Here is an 18,433-nt window from a genome sequence, read left to right as displayed (position 1 = left end):
GTATGACAAACTCGCTGTCCGCTACCTGGCAACCGTCCGCGTCGCCGCGATCAACCTGTGGTTATCCGGCCGCAGCTTATGAAACAGACTCTAGTGCGGCGTCGATATTGTCTATATCCACGGTGGGAGTCCTTGTTATTCGGCATCGGCCAGTGGGACGGGGTTGGGTGTGAGGTCAGCGAGTGCCTCGGCGATTGTGTCCAGTGGTGTTGCGGCGATGAGGTCGCGGCTTAGAGATCAGTTCAGAATGAGCTTGCGGAGGCAGATGACCGAGCAGGCCAGGCTCAGTAGTGCTTGATGGATATCGGCGCGGCGTTCGTAGCGGGTCCGCAACCGTTTGAAGGCGTGCAGCCATGCGAAGCCGCGCTCGACCGGCCACCGGAGTTTGCCCAATCCGGAGCCGTGGTCGGTGCTGCGGCGGGCAATGACCGGCGTGATACCGCGGGCCCGGAGCATGCGGCGGTATTTGTCGTGGTCATAGCCGCGATCGGCATACAGGTGTGCGGGTCGGCGCCAGGGGCGGCCGCGACGGCCCCCGATCACGGGGAGGGCATCGACGAGCGGGATGAGCTGGGTGACGTCGTTGCGGTTGCCGCCGGTCAGCGTGATCGCCAAGGGCGTTCCCGTGGCGTCGGTGATCAGGTGATGCTTGCTGCCGGGCCGGCCGCGGTCGGCCGGGCTCGGGCCGACATGGTCCCCCCTGAGGGCCCGGATGTGTGAGGCATCGACCAGGACCCGCGACAGCTCGAGACGTCCGGCCGAGCGGAGTTCGTTCAACACTCCTTCGCGTGAGTTGCTGCCACACCTCCGCCTGCGACCATTCGCTCAACCGACGCCAGCAGGTCGCACCCGAGACGCCGAACAGCCCGGTCGGCAGCTGGTTCCACCCGATACCGGTGCGGACCACGTACAGGATGCCTTCCAGCGCGGCCCGGTCATCGGACCGATATCGGCCCGGGTAGCGGAAGCGTCTCTCTGGCACCGGAATCAACGACTCCAACCTGACCCACAGCTCATCGGCCACCACCGCATCACCCACGGAGAGATTGTCAAATATGTTGCGGCGCAGCGCAAGTAGACTTCAAGGCTCATTCTGAACTGATCTCTTAGCCGGTGCGCTGCGGTGCGATAACTCGGGTCGGCCAGGATCCGATCGACCGCGCAGTGGATGGCGGCGGGTGTCGGATAGGCTGTGCCGAGGTCGATCCCGGTGTGGGTGTAGGCGACCCGAGCTGCGACTTCGGCCTTATCCGCGGTCTCTCCGGCGACGATGAGAGGTATGCCGTAGCGCAGGGCGTGTTGCACGCCGCCGTATCCACCGTTGGTAGCGCCCGGAACCCAGCCGGACAGCTCGACACAGTCGATGACCCGGTCGCATCACTGGCAATGCCCGAGTAATCGGTCGCCAACCAGCTGTGTCGGTGCCGTAGAGCTGGGCGAGCCGATGCCGCACAGCCGGTTCGAGTGCGTCATCGGCGCGACCGGGAACCGATGCGGCGATCAAGCTCTGTCCCGGCGGCGCGTACTGCTCCGCGACAACGCTGAGATCGACGGTGTTGAGCAAGAGGTCGCTGTGTCCATCGACAAGCAGCGTGGGCGAGCGCAGAGGTGAGCGCGGCGCGGCGTAGTAGAAGGTGGTGACAGCGTGCCAGCTCGGTGGGTCGACCTCGGGCAACAGTCGCGCGGCCGTGCTGCCGTCTGTGGCGACGACCACCGCGCGCGGAGATCGTTTCACCTCCGAGCAGACGGACCCGGGTGCCCTCGATTGCGCACGCCTCGGCGGCCGTACGAATCGTTGCATCGGCGAGGTTGCCGGCCAGCTGCTGAGGCAGAGCCTGCATACCCTCGGCAGGCACCGCCCCACCACCGCGTAAAAAGCATCGCCAGATCAGATGGAACACTCTCGCATCGGTGCTCAGCAGCGGGTCGAGAAACACACCTGCCGGAAAGGGGCGGAGCACGTCGTCGATGGTCCTTGCCGACAGATGCCAGTGCGGCAATTCCTCGGCAACAGAGCGCGTGGTGTGTCTGCGTGCCAGGGCGACCGGGCCCAGCCCGTCCCTCAGAGCAAGCGCTGCCAGCGCCGCGACGTCGACAGGGCGGTGCCCGAACAGGTCCGCTGCTCCGGCGAGCGCGGCCCGACCGTGCCAGGGACCGGTCAGCCACCACCGCCGGTCCACACCCATAGCGATCACCCCACGTGTGAACGGTCGCAACCCGAGCCGCGGCAAGTCGACCTGCCGCCGAAGCTCAGGATAGGCAGGCAGCAGCACCTGGAAACCGCGGTCGAGCCGAAACCCTTCGACCCGGTCCGTTCGTATCCGTCCACCCACCTCGTCGCCGGCTTCGCACACGAGCACATCCACACCGTGACGTTGCAGATGTATCGCAGCGGCCAGACCCGCCAGCCCCGCACCCACCACCACAATATCGATCGGCATCTCCGCATCCCTCTGACTCGTTGCGCTCACGCGCGTACCGTGCCCGGCCATGCTCGATGCATAAATCGATTCACTATTTCGCTCGATTGCGCAGCCCAGGGCATCGAATCGCGCCTCGGGGCGGCGTTTGCATGGTTCAGTGGCCCGGCAGGACGGAACTTGCCGTAAACCACCGCGGACGACTGATCCCGGCACGATCGCGTGAGCGTTACCTCGGGAATCGAAGCACTGACTACCCTCGCCTGAATCCGCCATGATCCAGGCGACACTCGGTGCGGCTGATCTCAGCGCTCAACGATCCTTGTCAGCGGTCAGGTGGAAATCCCACTGCGGCCACCTGAAAAGGAGCTATCACCGTTGCGGCGCGACCGTGCACCACGAGCGCGCCGCGCCGACCAACCCCGCCAACGCGGGCGCGCAGTCCCCCGACTGACATATACGGTCGCCATCCACCGACACAGATTGTCGTATTGCCAAATTGTTCACTAACATTCCCGTGTCGCCTCGCACCCCGGACCGGAAATCTCCGCCTCCATTTCTGTGTCGATCAAGCGCTCGGTCGGACATCCAATAATCGGCATTACCAAGGGGTCGAGCGTGTCCTTCCTCGCAAACCAACTGATACGGGATGCTCCCCCGCATGCCGCTCCGTGCAACCGAACCCGTCGAGCCACACCTCGCCGACCGCCGGCCTCGACGGACAAACGGACCAGAAGCAGACTTCGAAAATTATCCTCGCCGACGGAGCCGAGGCAGAGACACTCACACGACTTCAGGCCAACACCTTCAACGCGATCGCACGATGGCAAGCGGTACAGCAAGACGGCAGCACCACCCACCTATAACTCATAATCGGCTTCGATCATCAACCGCCCACCCGAAAACCGCAGTTCGTCCCCGTTCCCATGTTCGAGGTGCCCCGCCCCAGAACCGTTGGCTGACCGACAACGAAGTTGACCGGTCGAAAGCGATCACCCGGAACAACCCCCAGCGGACACGCTGCCACCACTACGTCCCCCAGATGTACCTGCGGCGCTGGGCCGGCGACTGCAGGTCGACGAGGATACCGGTGCCGTACGGACCGAATCCGGTACGACGATCCCCGGTCTGTATGCCGCCAACCACTGACGGTGTCGCAGGTGGTGACCGGCCTCAGGTCAGATCGCGAGCGGGACCGCACCGGTACCATTGAAATCGAGGTGGAAGGGCCGACCATGACGAATATGGCAGGGTTCACAGAACCTCACCGCAGCGCCATGACTCAACTCCGGCAGCGGGCTCGACACCGCTATGGGTGCCAGGTCAAGGTCGCTGCGTATCCGGTGGGCTCTACTGGGCGGTCCAGCCTCCGTCGACGCGGATGGAGGTTCCCGTGATCATGCGGGAACTGTCTCTCGCGAGGAACTCGACGGCGGCGGCGACATCGTCGGGCTTGGCCATCGTGCCCAGTGGAATGCTCCCGAGGACGAACTGCCGGAAAGAAGCGTCCTCGAGGAACTCTCGAGTCATTTCTGTCTCGACGAATGTCGGGGCGACAGTGTTGACTCTGATGTGATCGGAGGCAACCTCGAGCGCGAGTGCTCGGGTCATGCCTTCGACTGCCCACTTGGACCCGCAGTACACGCTCCGTTTCGGTCCGCCGACGTGTCCCATCTGCGAGGAGATCATGATGATCGAACCCGGTCGGCCGTCTCTGCGCATGGCACGCACGGCCTGCTGTGTCACGAAGAACGCGGCCCGCACGTTCACGCCGAACACGGTGTCGAAGTCGGCGGCGCGCACCTCGTCGAGGTGCTGTGGGATGTTCGTGCCGGCGGAGTTGACCAGCACGTCCACGGTCGCGGTCTGGAACAACTCGGTGACAGCGACGATATCAGTGACGTCGAACGGGTAAATGGCAGGGCTACGACCTACGGCGGAAGCGATGTCGGCTGCGGCCAGGTCGAGGCGGTCTGCGTTGCGACCGATCAGGTGTAGGTGGGCTCCGGCGCGGGCCAGCGCGAGGGCGCTGGCCCGGCCGATGTCACCGCCTCCACCGGTCACCCACGCGTGTTTGCCCGTGAGAGAGGTGTCGGTGGGGTGGAAAGGCTCTGGTGCGGTCACTTGATCACCTGCGGATTCAGCGGTGATCCGACGGCGCCCGGGATGCGCAGGGGCGGTCCCACGAAGAGGAATTCGTACGTACCATCTTCGGCGCAGTCCGCGGCGAGATCGTCGAGCTGCCAGATCTCGCCCACTAGCAGCCCCATCGAGACCAACATGATCAGGTGCAGGGGCTGGAAGGTTTCGGGAAGCTCGTTCGGCCGGACCTCTGCGCCCCACGTGTCGGTGGCAATTGCGGCGACTTCCCTCTCGTGCAGCCACGTTGCGCACGTCAGCGAGAGTCCCGGGGCATCGCCCGCGGAGTAGCCACCCCACGCAGGCAGGTTCTTGCGCGCCTGCATGTCGCCAGTGCGGATGAGCACTACGTCGCCGCGCTGTACCTGGACGCCGTGCTTCTCGCACGCTTCGTCGAGATCTTCGGGGTAGATCGCCTCGCCCGGCTCCAGGTGTGTGCGACCCTTCACCTTCGGGATGTCGAGGAGGATACCCCGCGATACTACGGTCGGGAAGTTCTCGACATCGCCCTTCTTCGCTCCTGTGGACGTGACTTCGCCCGCGCTGAAGCCGTTGTACATGACCCCGTCGCGGAAGATGTGCCCGAGTGCATCCCACTGCGTACCGCCCTGCAGGAACAGGAAGAGGCTGTCGTCGGCAAAGCCCCACCCGAGCGGGTCGTTGCTGTATGTCTGGGTGCGGGCCAGGTGGTCGGTTCCGGTCGCGGCCATCTGATGCACAGGGTTCACCCTGCCGAATGCGCCCGTCTGCGGGCCGTTGCCGTCGAGCGGGAGCTGCAGCGAGATCGCCTTGCCGGTGCGCACAAGCGTGGCGGCGTTGCGGATCACGTCGGGGGTGATGTGATTGAGTGTGCCCCGTTCGTCGGTTTCTCCCCATCGGCCCCAGTTGGAGCAGGACTTGTACAGTTGGTGGAAAAGGTCGAACGTGATCTCTGGGTGTCCGAATGGCATAGTTGATGACTCCTTTGCCGGCTAGAGTGTGCCTGCGGTTTCGCTGAGCGCACCGTCCGGAATCCAGTCGAACGGCGCATTGGTGTATTTGGCGACACGTACGTCTCCCGAGCGGGCGTGGCCTTCGAACGACTCCACTCGCGCGGCGCGGCCCAGCAACTCTCCGAGTTCAGAGCTCGACTTCTTCGACGTGACCTGCTGGTATGTGATCGTCTTGAGAAACTTTCCGACCCACAGGCCGCCGGTGTACCGCGCGGAACCGCGGGTGGGCAAGGTGTGGTTCGTGCCGATCACCTTGTCACCGAAAGAGACTCCGGTCCCTTCTCCCAGGAACAGCGCACCGAAGTTCCGCATTGCCCCGAGGGCGACGCGCGGCTCACGGGTCAGGATCTGGACGTGCTCGCTGGCGAACGAATCGGCTACCTCATAGGCTTCGTCGAGCGTGTCCACGACGAGAATCTGACCGTGGTCGCGCCAGGCCGCCTCGGCGAAGTCACGGGTCGACATCCCGGGCAGTAACGCATCGATGTGGGCCGAGACGGCCCGAGCGAGCTTTTCCGATGTGGTGACCAGCACGGCCGGGGAGTCGGGGCCGTGTTCGGCCTGTGAGAGCAGATCCACCGCAACCACGAACGCGTCGGCTTGATCGTCGGCGACAATCAGTGTCTCGGTCGGGCCGGCGAACAGGTCGATACCGATCGTGCCGAACAGTTGCTGCTTCGCCTCCGCGACATACGCGTTTCCCGGGCCGGCGATCATGTCCACCTTGCCGATGGATTCGGTGCCCAGAGCAAGGGCTGCAATGGCCTGAACGCCACCGAGCAGGTAGATCTCATCCGCTCCGGCCAGGCTCATGGCCGCGATCGTCGCCGCCGGGATCTCGCCTCTGATCGGCGGTGTCGCTGCAGCCACCCGCGGAACCCCCGCGACCTTCGCCGTCAGGATAGTCATATGTGCTGACGCGAGTAGCGGGTAGCGGCCGCCGGGAATGTAGGCACCCACGGCAGAGACAGGAATGCTCTTCTGGCCGAGGAAAGCGCCCGGGGCGGTCTCCACCTCGAAGTCCTTGATCGAGTCCAGCTGATGCTGAGCAAAGTCGCGCACGTTGCGCTGCACCTCGCGAATATCGTCGATGACTTGCGCGGGCACCGTCGCGACGATCTCCTCGACCTGCTCCCGGCTCAGCCGGAATGATGCAGGCTCCCACGAATCGAACTTCGCGGAATACTCCCGCACCGCGGCGTCGCCCCGCTCCCTGATGTCGGCGATCACGCCTTCGACTGTTGCCCGGACACCTGCCGCGCGCTGCAGGTTCTCATCCGCCGACGCCGTCGCCGACTTGAGGTATTTGATCACAGCTCCTCCTTGTGTGATGTCGCACTTGTGTGATGTCCCGATAATGAATGCATACGTATGCGAAGTCAAGTCCTCCGGGTATCCTGTCGACGCGGTCGCCAATGTGAAGTCGACACGCGTAGCCGAGCAAGGGGTTCCATGGGAGTAACCAGTCATGACGTCGCGCGGCTCGCCGGTGTCAACCAGTCGACCGTGTCACGGGCGCTGCGCGGCACACCCGGCGTCGCTGAGCAGACACAGCGGCGAGTTCGGGAGGCCGCAGCGACTCTCGGCTACGTCCCCAGCGATGCCGGACGTGCCCTGTCGACGCGGCGCACCGGCTCGATCGGGGTTCTCAGCGGAGAATTGACCAACCCGTTCTATCCCGAATTGGTGGAGCCGATCCGGGAGTCACTGCTTGCTGCGGGATTTCGTCCGGTCCTCATTCCCGACTCGCCCTCGGAACCGTTCGATCCGGATCGATGGGCGCGTGGTGTTTTCGACGGCATGATCCTCGCGACGGCGCGTGCCGGATCGCAGATCCCCCAGCAGCTGCGTCGGCACGGAATCCCATTTGTATTCGCCAACCGCGAGATCCCCGCCATCGAGGCGGATCGCTGTGTGAGCGACAATGCTGCCGGCGCCCGTGCGGCGGCGGAACTGATCGTGGAACTCGGGCATGTGCGGGTGGCGGCCGTGATGGGCCCGGAGGATACCAGCACCGGTCGCGAAAGAGATTCAGGTTTCCGTAATGAGTTGCAGCGCAGTGGAATTGTGTTTCAGAATGATCACTTCGAGCGAGGTGAGTTCACATTCGGCGTCGGTTACGCTGCCACTGCCAGGCTGGTGTCGCGCCTCGCACCGACAGCAATCTTCTGTGCGAACGATGTGCTCGCTCTCGGTGCCGCTGATGCGCTGATGGCAGCAGGGGCGGCTGATTCCACGATGCTCGTCGGCTTCGACGACATCTCCAGCGCGGGCCGTCGAGTTTACGATCTGACGACCGTGCACACCGACATTGCGCTGATGGGCAGGACCGCGGTGGACCTGCTCATCTCGCGGATCGAGGATCCTACGCGACCCTATGAGAGGGTTGTCCTGCCCACGTCCATGATCCGGCGCCGGCTACTGGCCAACTGAACGATCCGCCTGGGCCTCCGATTCAGCATTGTGCGTGTGTGTGTACCTGACGGTCTTCCGCGTCATCATCGAGTTTGGCGCTGGTAAGGTCTGTGCTGCCGTCGATCCTCCCCGTACAGGCGCACATGTTGGCGTTCGAGCGCGGGCGCGTGGCAGTCAGTGACCGCATCGGTACTCTTGGGGTTCCATTTCGGGTCGCTCATGGTGGGTTCGCGATCGTCGGTCCGTACTCTGCGGAGGCGGCCCAGCAAGTTTCGCGCATCGAGCAACAGGACACCCGACGGACGAATGCACAGCGCACCGCCTACTCGCCGGGTCGGCGGCGTTCCCGGAACGCTCTGCGTGACCGAGCTCGCGCAGTGGCGGGGACGATACTCTGGGGCAATGGCTACCGGTGAGAGAGGCCAGGTCGCGTCCGCTCGCGACCTGCCGGACCGTCGAACGTCGGACGCCTTGCCGACGAGTCGAACCTTCGCGTCGATGCTCGGGAGCGGGTTCGTCTATCCGGTGACGACAATCGGTCACGAATCGACGGCTCGTGACGTCACCGGGGTTGCGATCTTCGATCCGAAGTCGGATCTGAGTGCTTCCCGTGACGTTCAACTGTGGCTCAGCCAGCCGGAGCATGGCGACGTGACGCGGCTCGTGGCTTCACTTGCGCCTTCCACCGTGCCCGGGATTGTTCTGGACCATGTTCCTGAATTGTTTGATGTCGCCGCTGCCCAGCGTTTGACTGAGGAGACGGGAATCGCCGTCTGGTGCAAGCCGGAGGGTGTGCCCTGGATCCAGGTGTTGGACGAGGCGAGGTTGGTCGTCGCGACTGTCGGCATGCAGCCCGACGCAGTCGGCAGCACTGTTGCACTGGGTGATGTTCACCGGCTGGCGGACTCGTTGGCGGATTATCTGGGCGGCGCGGTCATCATCGAGGATGCACGACTGTCAGTGCTCAGCTACTCGATCGACTGGGTTGGCAATGATCCCGGTCGCGACGCAGCCATTCTGATGCGCAGCATGCCCGGTGAGTGGGTGGGCTATTTGGAATCGATCGGCGTGCTGGAGCGGCTTCGCACCACAGAAGACGTCATCGAGCTCGACGGCGGACCGTTCCTGGAACGTCGGCGCTATATCACTCCCATCAGATTGGATCGGCAGTTCGGAGGCGTGATCTGGTTGGCGGAAGGCGACAGCCCCTTGCCGGTCGACGCCGCCGATAGACTGCGCGTTGCGGCAGCTGCGGCCACGCCACACTTGCGTCGGCATATGGAGCTCGACGCATCCGAACGGGCCGCGAAGACCAGTCACATGCGGGCACTCCTCGCGGGTGAACCGGTGTCGCGTTCGGATATTGAAGAGCTCGGCCTTTCGGAGGTGAGCAGAGTCGCGCTCATCGTGATTCGCAATAGCGAAGCTGCCGATCTGGATGATCGCCAGAAGGAGCGGTTGCAAAACGCTGTCGCGCTGTCGTGTCGCGCTGCCCAGGCGAGTTACGCCGTTTCGGCGATCGGGAACGGCGTCTACTGCATAGCGGCGCCGCGGAACACCGACGACAGAAATAGCACCGACCTGGCTGAAGCATTGCTCGCGTCCTGCTCTCGAACACTGCGAACCCCACTCCACGTGGCAGTGACGGGCACCGTGGACAGCCTGGCTGATCTGTCGTTGCTGCGCACCCAGGCCGACTTGATGCTCGAATCGCTCCGGCGCCATGAGCCGCGTAGATCCCGCGTAATGACGATGCACGGGTCTGCGGCGGCGCTGTTGCTCGATCGCTTCGCGGAGGCTGCCCGGGACCTGCAGCAGGTGGTCCGGTACGACAAGGTGGACGAGCTTCGAGCCTACGACCTCGCGCACGGATCGGAGTATGCGCGGACTTTGCGCGTATACCTGACGAAGAACGGGCACGTGCCGGAGGCGGCACGGACTCTGAATCTGCATACGACGTCATTGCGGTATCGGCTCCGGCGAATTTCCGAACTTTTCGACATCGACTTGAGCAGCCCGGACGAGCGGTTGCTGTGTCTTGTGCTCTTGCGTTGGTGATCTCCGAACTTGAGGCAACTCGCTCGACCTGAGGTGGCTTACGTTTCGATCGGGCGGAAAACCGCGACGCACGGCAGGTCTGTTCACACCGGTGTCGAACTCGGATGCACTTCGAACTCGCTCGTTCCTGGCTCGCACCCGATCAGCAGGCCTCCGGTCAGACCTGGGCGCCATGCCACAACAGCGGGTCGAGCAGGTTCCGCAGGCGTGGTCAGGGTGTTGTTGACGATGGTCGATGACTCAGGCTGTCGTCGAGCAGTCAAGTCATGCAGCGATGATTCCTCTTGCGTGGGCGGTTTCTTGTGTGATGCGGGCAGGCCTGGCCGACGCGAGCGGCGAGCACCCGACGACCAGCCCAGGCAAGCACCATCGAGCGGCCGGCAGATCAGGATCCGCCTCAGCAGCGCTTCTGCGACTCCCCAACAAGCGGGTGTACTCCAAACTGAGGAAAATATCGCTCAATTGTCCTCCCTTACGAGCAATACATCCAGAGGTGTCTGTGATGAACTAGGTGTCAACCGATTCCTGTGACGCAGGCCACGGTTCCACTCGATGAAGAGAGTCGACGGTGACTGAAGCAATCTCTCCCCTGCGGAAAGCAACCACCATCCGTGCTCACACTCTTGGTCCGACGCGGCTGGTGATTGTGCTCGTAATCATGGCGATAACGAACATGCTGAATGCGATGGATCGTCAGATCTTCCCCATTCTCCTGCCTCAAATCCAGGGGCACTACGGTTTCTCGATCGAAGCGGCCGGCCTCCTGAGTACTATTTTCACGCTCGGGATCGGCCTGGCAGGCATACCCGCCGGAATAATATCGGATAGGTTCGACCGCAAGCTCGTAATAGTCGTATCCGTCGGGATCTTCTCCGCCGCGACAGGGCTCCAGGCCGTGGCGATCTCGTTTTTCGACATGTTTGCTTATCGCGTGCTTACCGGTATCGGCGAAGGGATCCAGAACGCAGCCCTCTTCGCTGTGGCAGGCGCTTTCTTTCATCACCGCCGCACGATGGCGTTGGGTGTACTGACGGCCGCGTACGGTCTCGGCGCCGCGCTGTCGCCCGTGTTCGGTGCCAACCTCATGGAAATCACTGGCCATTGGCAAGTACCACTGATCGCGCTGGCGCTCTTCGGTGTGATTGTCATGCTGCTGTGGAACTTTGTTCCTCGCTCGGTCACGCAAATGAGGTCATTCGGCGACAGTGCATCGCCCGAGGAGGCAGGGCAGTCCTCGGTCGGACGAAATCTAGTGGCCCCCTGGAACGTCATAGTTCTTTGTGTCGTCGCGGCAGTGACCGGCTTCATGATCTACGGATACCTCGGTCTTTATCCCACGTACCTCACCACGGTTCGTGATTTCACGACGCACGAAGCGGCAATCGTCATGAGCAGTTTCGGAATCGGCGGGATCACTGCTTTTCCACTCGGTTTACTGGCAGATCGGTGGAACCCGAAGTGGCTCAATCTGATCGCGTTGTTCGGATTCATGATCGTAGGCAGCTCGATATTCGTCATGATGTCCGACGCGTTCGCCATTCAGATTGTCCTGTCTTCCCTTATGGGCATGCTGTTCACCGGGATCGTCTACCCGAACAGTATGTCTCTGCTGCAAAAAAACATGCCTATAAACAGGGGTGGCTTAGCGACTGGCCTCTTTGTTGCCATGCTGTACATCCCCTCGAGCGTCTCGGGCTACGTGCTGGCATTCCTTGTCACAAAGGTCGGTTGGCAAATTGCAGGCGCGTCGGTAATGGTTGCTCTCGCCGTCGTTTCACTGATCGTCATGTTCACCTATCGACCCAGTGAGCAACTGTTCCGGTAAGGATTCTCCCTCCTCTCGGCGTAAATCTACGCCACCAGCAACAAATACAGGATTGGAATCGACCATGTATCTCATCTCCACTGACACCGGCGGCACCTTCGTCGACACATCCATTGTCGACGCGGACGGCGAACTATTCGTCGGTAAGGCGCCCAGCACGCCGCATGAGCCCGCCAAGGGACTCCTGGAATCTATCGACGCCGCCGCCGGCCGGTTCGGGGAGAGCGCGAGCAGCGTGCTGCCGAAGTGTCGGTTGTTCGTCAACGGCACGACGGTGACGACGAACGCGCTCATCCAGCGCAAGGGCACGAAGACCGGCTTCATCACCACGGCGGGTTTCGAGGACACGCTGCTCATCGGACGAGTGCGTTCCCGCACGGCCGGCCTCGATGCAATGGAAATCACCGACTACCGGCATGCCGAGCGACCCGAACCGATCGTCACCCGCGACCTGATCCGAGGCGTCATCGAGCGCGTGGACTATCAGGGCGAGGTCATCGCTTCATTGGATGTCGAACACGCAACCCGGATTGTGGATGAGCTCGCTGCCGAGGGGGTCGAGGGCCTCGCCATCTGCCTGCTCTGGTCCTTCCGCAACCCGGTACATGAGCAGGCACTGAAACATCTGGTTACGCAACGGCATCCGCACATCTACGTGACAACATCGAGTGATCTCGTGCCGGTCATCGGCGAGTACGAGCGTGCCAACACGACCGCGATCAACTCCTTCCTCGGCCCCACGCTGCAGAACTATGTGCGCGGCGTCGAACACGTCGTGTCGAGCACCGGATACGACCGCGAGATCCTCATCATGCAGTCGATCGGTGGTTTGTCCCCGGCCAGTGAGCTCGCTGAGCGATCGGTCACCTCTCTGCACAGCGGGCCTGTCGGTGGCATCGTGGCCGCGCAGAAACTCGGGGAGCAGCTGGGCGAGCCGAATATCATCACCGCCGACATGGGCGGGACCAGTTTCGATGTCGGACTGATCGTCGACGGTTCGCCTCAGACGGCGAGCCAGACCATTGTCGAGCGCAACATCCTGCGTGTGCCCGCCGTGGAGGCCGTGAGTATCGGTGCGGGCGGTGGCAGCGTGGCCTGGCTCGACGAGGTCGGTGCACTCCGGCTCGGTCCCCAGAGTCAGGGCTCGTTCCCCGGGCCGGCGTGCTATGGGCGTGGCGGGACGCTTGCGACCGTCACGGACGCCGACGTTGTTCTCGGTTACATCAGCGCAGACTACTTCCTAGGCGGTGCGATGAAACTCGACCGTGAGAAGGCGATCGAGGTCGTCAACGAAAATATTGCGAAGCCGCTGGGCATCTCGGTTGAGGAAGCCGCATTCGGGATCTACCGCATCGCGAACTCCCACATGGCCGATCTGGTCCGTCAGATGACGATCGAACGCGGCTACGACCCGCGCACGTTCACGCTCGTGAACTTCGGTGGGTGCGGCCCGACGCACTGCACTGGATACGGTCCCGAGGTCGACGTGAAGTCGAGCATCATCCCCGCCGCGGCGACTGTCTTCTCCGCCTTCGGAATTGGACAGTCCGATATTCGGCACTTCTCTAGCCGTTCCCTTCGTCCCATGACAATTATCCGGCAGGGCGAACCCGTTGACCTCTCCGTTACCGACGAGGTCAACGAAATCGTCCGCAGTCTCTCGGACAACATGCGCGAGCAGCTCGAACGTGACGGTGTCCGCGGTGATGAGGGCACGTTCGCGGTCCACATCGAGCTGCGGTACAAGGGCCAGACGAACGAACTCACGATACCCGTGCGCGCCGACCTTCCCATCGCCCAGGCGCACTTCGACGAGATCGTCGAGAACTTCGAGCGCCAGTACGAGATGCTGTACGGCAAGGGTGCACGTTCGACGCTATCGGCGTTGGAGCTCATTACCATCCGTGTCGATGCGACGGTGACCCCTCCCGGCAGCGCATCGACGATCAGTCAGCCCCGCTACCAGGAGTCAGGAGACCCCCTCGTAGGCGAGCGTCAGGTCTACTGGCCGGATCGCGGGTACGCACCCACGCCGGTCTATCGAGGCGAACTGCTCACACCCGACGAGACCGTCATCGGACCGGCAGTGATCGACACCTACGGAACCACGATCCCTCTCCACCCCGGTCAAATCCTCGAAGTGGATAAGACCGGTAACTACTACGTCCGCCACTGACGATTGGAATAGATCATGAGTTTGGCACGCGCTGAAGCAGAGCGCTTCACTCCCCGCACCGACCCCATCACCTTCGAGGTGCTGCGCCACCGACTGTGGCAAATCAACGACGAACAGGGCAGGACGGTGATCAACGTCTCCGGATCGCCGGTTGCATCGGAAGCCAATGACTTCGGTGTCGCACTCACCGACGCTGACGGCAACCTGGTCACGCTCGGCCAGTACCTCATCCATCACACCGCCGCAATCTCCGAGGTGGTGCGGAACGCGATCGAATCGCTGGGAGACGAAGTCGGGGTCGGTGACGTCTACCTCACGAACGATCCATGGATGGGTGCCCTCCATCAGAACGACGTTTGCTGTGTCGCTCCTGTGCATCACGACGGCGCGCTCATCGCCTGGACTGCCTGCATCGTGCATCAGATCGACGTCGGAGGCCCTGTGCAGGGCAGTTGGAACCTTGATGCTCACACCGCATACGAGGAGGCCCCACGATATCGATTCCTGCGGGTGATGCGGAACGGGCGCACCCAGAACGACGCGGTATCGACCTACCTGACCAATTCGCGAACCCCCAGCTCCCTTGAGCTCGACCTGCGGGCCATGATCGCCTCGTCGAACGTCGTCAAGGAGCGGCTCGCGGAGACGATCGAACGATACGGGGTCGAGGCAGTCTCGGCCACGATGCAGGACTGCATGGATTACACGGAACTCCTGCTGCGCCAAAGGCTCGCAACGATCTCTGACGGAGAGTGGTTCGCAGAGGACTTCATGGACCACAACGGCCATGAAGATGGCGCTTTCGGCATCCGGCTGAAGCTCGACAAGGCTGGTACGACCCTCCACTTCGACTACACAGAGACCGACGATCAGACCGACGGCTCGATCAACAGCACCTACGCGGGGGCGCTTGCCGGCTCGCTATCCCCTGTCATGACGCAACTGTGCGCGAACATCCCATGGAACCAAGGGGTGATGCGTTGCGTCGAGATCTCGACACGCGAGGGCACCCTCAATCACGCCCGCTTCCCTGCGCCTGTCGGAGGCGCATCGATCAGCGCGACACACCACACGTCCAATGCCGCAATGTCTGCCGTGGCACGAATGATCACCGACAGCCCGTCGGCAAGCGTCGAACCGGCAATGGCGAACTGGAGCGGTTCACCGTTTGTGTACAACGTGTTCGGTGAGAACCAGTACGGAGAGCCGTTCGGCACCATGCTCATCGACTCCCACCTGGGCGGCGGCGGCGCGCGGTCGTTCGACGACGGCTATACGGCTGCGGGGATGCTCTCCGTGCCGCAAGCCAACGTTCCTAATGTGGAATCGGTCGAAGGGCTCAGCCCATTGATGTATCTCTTCCGTCGGCGCGCACAGGACTCCGGTGGCGCGGGTGTTCACCGTGGTGGCCTGGCCGTCACGAGCGCGATAGCACTCAGCGGTACGAGCCGGCTCAACGTCACCGTCAGCACACAAGGCGCGCAGCACTCGTGTGCTGCCGGTCTCGGCGGCGGCTACCCGGGAGGCGGCGTCAACACCAGTGTCATCCGGCATCCGGACGCGCTTGATCGGCTGGTCGGCGAGCACCGTGGTGGCAACCTCAGCGCGTGGGGAGGGAAGATCGAACGGCTGTCGTCCAAGGACCGACTGCGCCTCGAGGCCGGCGACATCCTCGTCACCTCACCCCACGGAGGTGGAGGCCTCGAGGATCCTCTCCTTCGCGACCCCGCCTCGGTTGTGACCGACGTGGCCGCGGGTGATGTTTCCGAACAGGAAGCGCGCGACTCCTACGGTGTGGCATTCGCATCGGGCGAGTACGACGAAGACGCAACGCAGAAGCTGCGACTGCAGATCAGAACCCAGCGGCTCGGCGGCATTGCCCCGACACAGGACTCGATCACCACTCATCGATCGCACCCAGCGCTGGTACAGCGCATCGGTCCGGTAGGCGGCGCCGGCCCGCTCGTCGGACGCAAGTGGGACGGCGACAGCCCCTTCTTCCAACTGCACGAATACATCTGCCCGGAGAGCGGATACCTGGTAGACGTCCAGATCCGCAAGCGCGGCGACACCCGTCGTGAGCTCGGCCCGATATCCTCCAACGACTGAAGGACACACCAATGCTCTACAAACGATCGAACGCCAAGACCTATGCACGCGAGAACATGACCGGTGTCTGGGGAGCGATTCCCTACCCGTTCACGTCCGACTTCGAATTGGACGAGAAGGGGCTGCGCAGCAACGTCCGCTATTACGTCGAGAACGACCTTCTCGACGGGATCTTCTGCGGCCACTTCATGAGCGAGTTCTGGTCACTGGACCTCGATGAGAGACGCCGCGCTGCGGAGGCAGTGGTGGAGGAGGCCGCGGGACGCGTCCCGGTCGTCGTCCAGACAGGCCACCACTCGGCGCGGGAGAGCGTGTCGCTGACGCATCACGCTCAGCAGATCGGTGCCACGTATGCCGCATTGGGTAATCCGTACTTCATGGTGAGCCCGACGGAGGGGATCTACGACTACTTCAAGTGGATTTCGGACCGTACCGATATCGGAATCCTCATCTCTAACACGGGATATACCGGCATCAATCTGACCCCTGAGATGCTCGACCGACTCGCCGACCTCGAAAACGTGGTGGCGGTGAAGAACCCCCAGCCGTTGGAGCACACGCTCAAGACCGTACGCTTGGCAGGCGATCGCCTGATCGTTGCGGACCCGGATGAGCGGAAGTGGCTGAAGCTGATCACGGAGCATGGATTCCGCCTCTACACGTCGTCTCCCGCCCCGTACGTCATCCAGTATCCCGGTCACACTCCGATCAAGGACTACACCGCGCTCGCCTTCAAGGGCGACATCGAGGGCGCCAAGGCGATCGCCGACACGCTGGGCGCCGAGCGTGACCTGATGGACAAGTGGTTGCACGATCCGTGGAAAGCGTCCAAGCTCATGCCGATCGCTTACCTGAAGGTGTGGACCGAGGCCCTCGGAATGGCAGCCGGCCCGGTTCGTGCGCCGCTGACGCAGATCGAAGAGCGGGCGCGCGCTGAACTGCACGACGACCTCCGAAGCATTGGTCTGCCCCTCACTCTCCAGCAGGCCTAGCGCCCGGGCAAGCAATCGGATGGTCCGGTGGCAGAGGCCTCGCTCACAGCGCGCGAGCTGGCCTCGAGGTCCCTGCCACCTGTGCGTCACCCCGGCGATACCGGAGTCGAATGCAACCATATGGCTTAAAAGTGTGGACCTGCAGACCCCACCCAACACGACGTCGACGATGCGACTCTCGCAAAGTACCGGGAATTACATTGGAAACACAATTACATCAGCACCGGCAGAGCTACGGACATCCGAAAGGCTCCACGAACGTTCTGGAGCACCACAGACGGGAGATTCTGAACCACTTCGGATCGTGTCCTGAATGCGGCTACGCAGTGAACGCATTCGTGACTGCTACTTACCACACGGACGGCGCGGTCCTCATAACCACCGAAGGCTCGTGCGGGCTGCCATGCGGATGGTCAGGTCCAGTCGAGATTACGAAGATGACAGACGACTGCCGGTGGTAGGAAGAATCCCAGTGGTTGCCCGGCGTCGGCTGCTGCGCGGAGGATCGAGAGGAACGGGGCGTCGAGTATCACGGAGGGGTGGTGTTGTGCCACGTGGAAGCCGGTGCGAATGAGGCTGTCGTCGATTCCGGGAGCGACGAATTGTTTGGTATGTGCTGGAATCGCGATCGAACGGGTCGCCGGTTAGGATAATACTGGGCGACCACAGCGACCATGACGCCCTCCAGATCACTCCCAACTCCCCGCTCCTCCAGATATTCGAACAACCCAACGCACCGAGATGGGCGGATCTTCTGGCGCTGCACCTACGCGCATGGTTCGCCCGCGAACGCCGGACCTGGCTGCGGGATCCGCTCCCACTCAGCGCCGCTCTCGGGCTTCCCTTCGTTACCTTCCGTACCGAGCGAATCGAGATACACTCTGATGAGCGTCTGTCCCGCCCACCCCACGGGCCGCCGATACAGGTATCGAACGCTGTCGACTACGCCGCCGCCCGGACCTGGATGCACGATGCGATACACACATAAGCCCTCCCTGACCTCCTCGCAGCGAAACACAATGGACTCAACCGGCGGTAGGCCGCTGATCGAATCTCGGCGCGCATGCTTGAGGTGAGCATGCGGGCCAGCGTTGACGCGATGAGCGGCGAAAACCGGTGCAGGGCCTTGGCCTCAGGCCGGTCGAACCCCCTTGGCTGGTCGACTCCGCAGCTACGGCTGCGATAAGCAGCGGCACTGCCGATCCGCACTACCCTCCCCTGTTCGTGCAATTCCGGCACGTAGTGCCGGAATTGGCGAAAGGGTGCTCTGACCTGCGATAATCGATTTGCTTAAGACCAAAAATCGA

Annotated in this window: 12 protein-coding genes; 6 read left to right on the top strand and 6 right to left on the bottom strand. The window is 62.8% G+C overall.

From position 1 onward, the window contains the following. Positions 1-237: 237 nt before the first annotated feature. The 6 genes from ACFWPH_RS34340 to hisD form a co-directional block, all read right to left on the bottom strand. Positions 238-1,039, bottom strand: a protein-coding gene (locus tag ACFWPH_RS34340) for an IS5 family transposase (RefSeq protein ID WP_378756476.1) whose coding sequence is annotated in 2 segments (ribosomal slippage) — positions 238-780 and positions 782-1,039 — 801 coding nt in all. Because the reading frame shifts where the segments join, the coding sequence is not laid out codon by codon here. Further along, positions 988-1,350 carry a glycosyltransferase gene (locus ACFWPH_RS34335; protein WP_378756479.1) on the bottom strand — a complete coding sequence of 121 codons (363 nt, stop codon included), beginning with the start codon at positions 1,348-1,350 and terminating at the stop codon, positions 988-990. Before ACFWPH_RS34335 ends, ACFWPH_RS34340 begins: the two co-directional genes overlap by 52 nt. Before the next feature lie 119 nt (positions 1,351-1,469). After that, positions 1,470-2,441 (bottom strand): FAD-dependent oxidoreductase, encoded by a 972-nt coding sequence (locus tag ACFWPH_RS34330; protein ID WP_378756475.1) that lies wholly within the window; start codon positions 2,439-2,441, stop codon positions 1,470-1,472. Between the two features lie 1,329 nt (positions 2,442-3,770). After that, positions 3,771-4,544 carry an SDR family NAD(P)-dependent oxidoreductase gene (locus tag ACFWPH_RS34325; protein ID WP_378756474.1) on the bottom strand — a complete coding sequence of 258 codons (774 nt, stop codon included), beginning with the start codon at positions 4,542-4,544 and terminating at the stop codon, positions 3,771-3,773. Next, positions 4,541-5,509 (bottom strand): cyclase family protein, encoded by a 969-nt coding sequence (locus ACFWPH_RS34320; RefSeq protein WP_378756473.1) that lies wholly within the window; start codon positions 5,507-5,509, stop codon positions 4,541-4,543. Before ACFWPH_RS34320 ends, ACFWPH_RS34325 begins: the two co-directional genes overlap by 4 nt. Positions 5,510-5,530: 21 nt before the next feature. Continuing rightward, positions 5,531-6,865, bottom strand: a complete 1,335-nt coding sequence (gene hisD / locus ACFWPH_RS34315; protein WP_378756478.1) for a histidinol dehydrogenase — start codon at positions 6,863-6,865, stop codon at positions 5,531-5,533. Positions 6,866-7,003: 138 nt separating this feature from the next. Between hisD and ACFWPH_RS34310 the strand changes: the two genes are divergently transcribed. The 6 genes from ACFWPH_RS34310 to ACFWPH_RS34285 all read left to right on the top strand — a co-directional run bounded on the left by ACFWPH_RS34310 (position 7,004) and on the right by ACFWPH_RS34285 (position 17,126). Continuing rightward, on the top strand, positions 7,004-7,984 hold the full coding sequence (locus ACFWPH_RS34310) for a LacI family DNA-binding transcriptional regulator (protein ID WP_378756477.1): 981 nt from the start codon (positions 7,004-7,006) through the stop codon (positions 7,982-7,984). 384 nt (positions 7,985-8,368) lie between these two features. Continuing rightward, the gene (locus ACFWPH_RS34305) at positions 8,369-10,024 is read left to right on the top strand and encodes a PucR family transcriptional regulator (protein ID WP_378756472.1); all 1,656 of its coding nucleotides are present in this window, start codon (positions 8,369-8,371) and stop codon (positions 10,022-10,024) included. 568 nt (positions 10,025-10,592) lie between these two features. Then, positions 10,593-11,849, top strand: coding sequence for an MFS transporter (locus ACFWPH_RS34300; RefSeq protein WP_378756471.1), 1,257 nt, complete (start codon positions 10,593-10,595; stop codon positions 11,847-11,849). Positions 11,850-11,913: 64 nt separating this feature from the next. Continuing rightward, positions 11,914-14,025, top strand: coding sequence for a hydantoinase/oxoprolinase family protein (locus ACFWPH_RS34295; RefSeq protein ID WP_378756469.1), 2,112 nt, complete (start codon positions 11,914-11,916; stop codon positions 14,023-14,025). A gap of 15 nt (positions 14,026-14,040) precedes the next feature. Continuing rightward, on the top strand, positions 14,041-16,134 hold the full coding sequence (locus ACFWPH_RS34290; protein ID WP_378756468.1) for a hydantoinase B/oxoprolinase family protein: 2,094 nt from the start codon (positions 14,041-14,043) through the stop codon (positions 16,132-16,134). An 11-nt stretch (positions 16,135-16,145) separates the two neighbouring features. After that, positions 16,146-17,126, top strand: a complete 981-nt coding sequence (locus tag ACFWPH_RS34285) for a dihydrodipicolinate synthase family protein (RefSeq protein ID WP_378756467.1) — start codon at positions 16,146-16,148, stop codon at positions 17,124-17,126. Positions 17,127-18,433 lie beyond the last annotated feature (1,307 nt).

It is taken from the genome of Nocardia sp. NPDC058499 (assembly GCF_042719915.1).
Lineage (GTDB): Bacteria > Actinomycetota > Actinomycetes > Mycobacteriales > Mycobacteriaceae > Nocardia.
Note: the sequence above shows the minus strand (reverse complement) of the source record. Positions and strands in the feature narration are given on the sequence as shown.

Excerpts from the sequence above, each read along its gene's own strand:
- ACFWPH_RS34295 (WP_378756469.1), top strand. The coding sequence starts at position 11,914 with ATGTATCTCATCTCCACTGACACCGGCGGCACCTTCGTCGACACATCC.
- ACFWPH_RS34330 (WP_378756475.1), bottom strand. The coding sequence starts at position 2,441 with ATGCCGATCGATATTGTGGTGGTGGGTGCGGGGCTGGCGGGTCTGGCC.
- ACFWPH_RS34310 (WP_378756477.1), top strand. The coding sequence starts at position 7,004 with ATGGGAGTAACCAGTCATGACGTCGCGCGGCTCGCCGGTGTCAACCAG.
- ACFWPH_RS34290 (WP_378756468.1), top strand. The coding sequence starts at position 14,041 with ATGAGTTTGGCACGCGCTGAAGCAGAGCGCTTCACTCCCCGCACCGAC.
- ACFWPH_RS34305 (WP_378756472.1), top strand. The coding sequence starts at position 8,369 with ATGGCTACCGGTGAGAGAGGCCAGGTCGCGTCCGCTCGCGACCTGCCG.
- ACFWPH_RS34285 (WP_378756467.1), top strand. The coding sequence starts at position 16,146 with ATGCTCTACAAACGATCGAACGCCAAGACCTATGCACGCGAGAACATG.
- ACFWPH_RS34320 (WP_378756473.1), bottom strand. The coding sequence starts at position 5,509 with ATGCCATTCGGACACCCAGAGATCACGTTCGACCTTTTCCACCAACTG.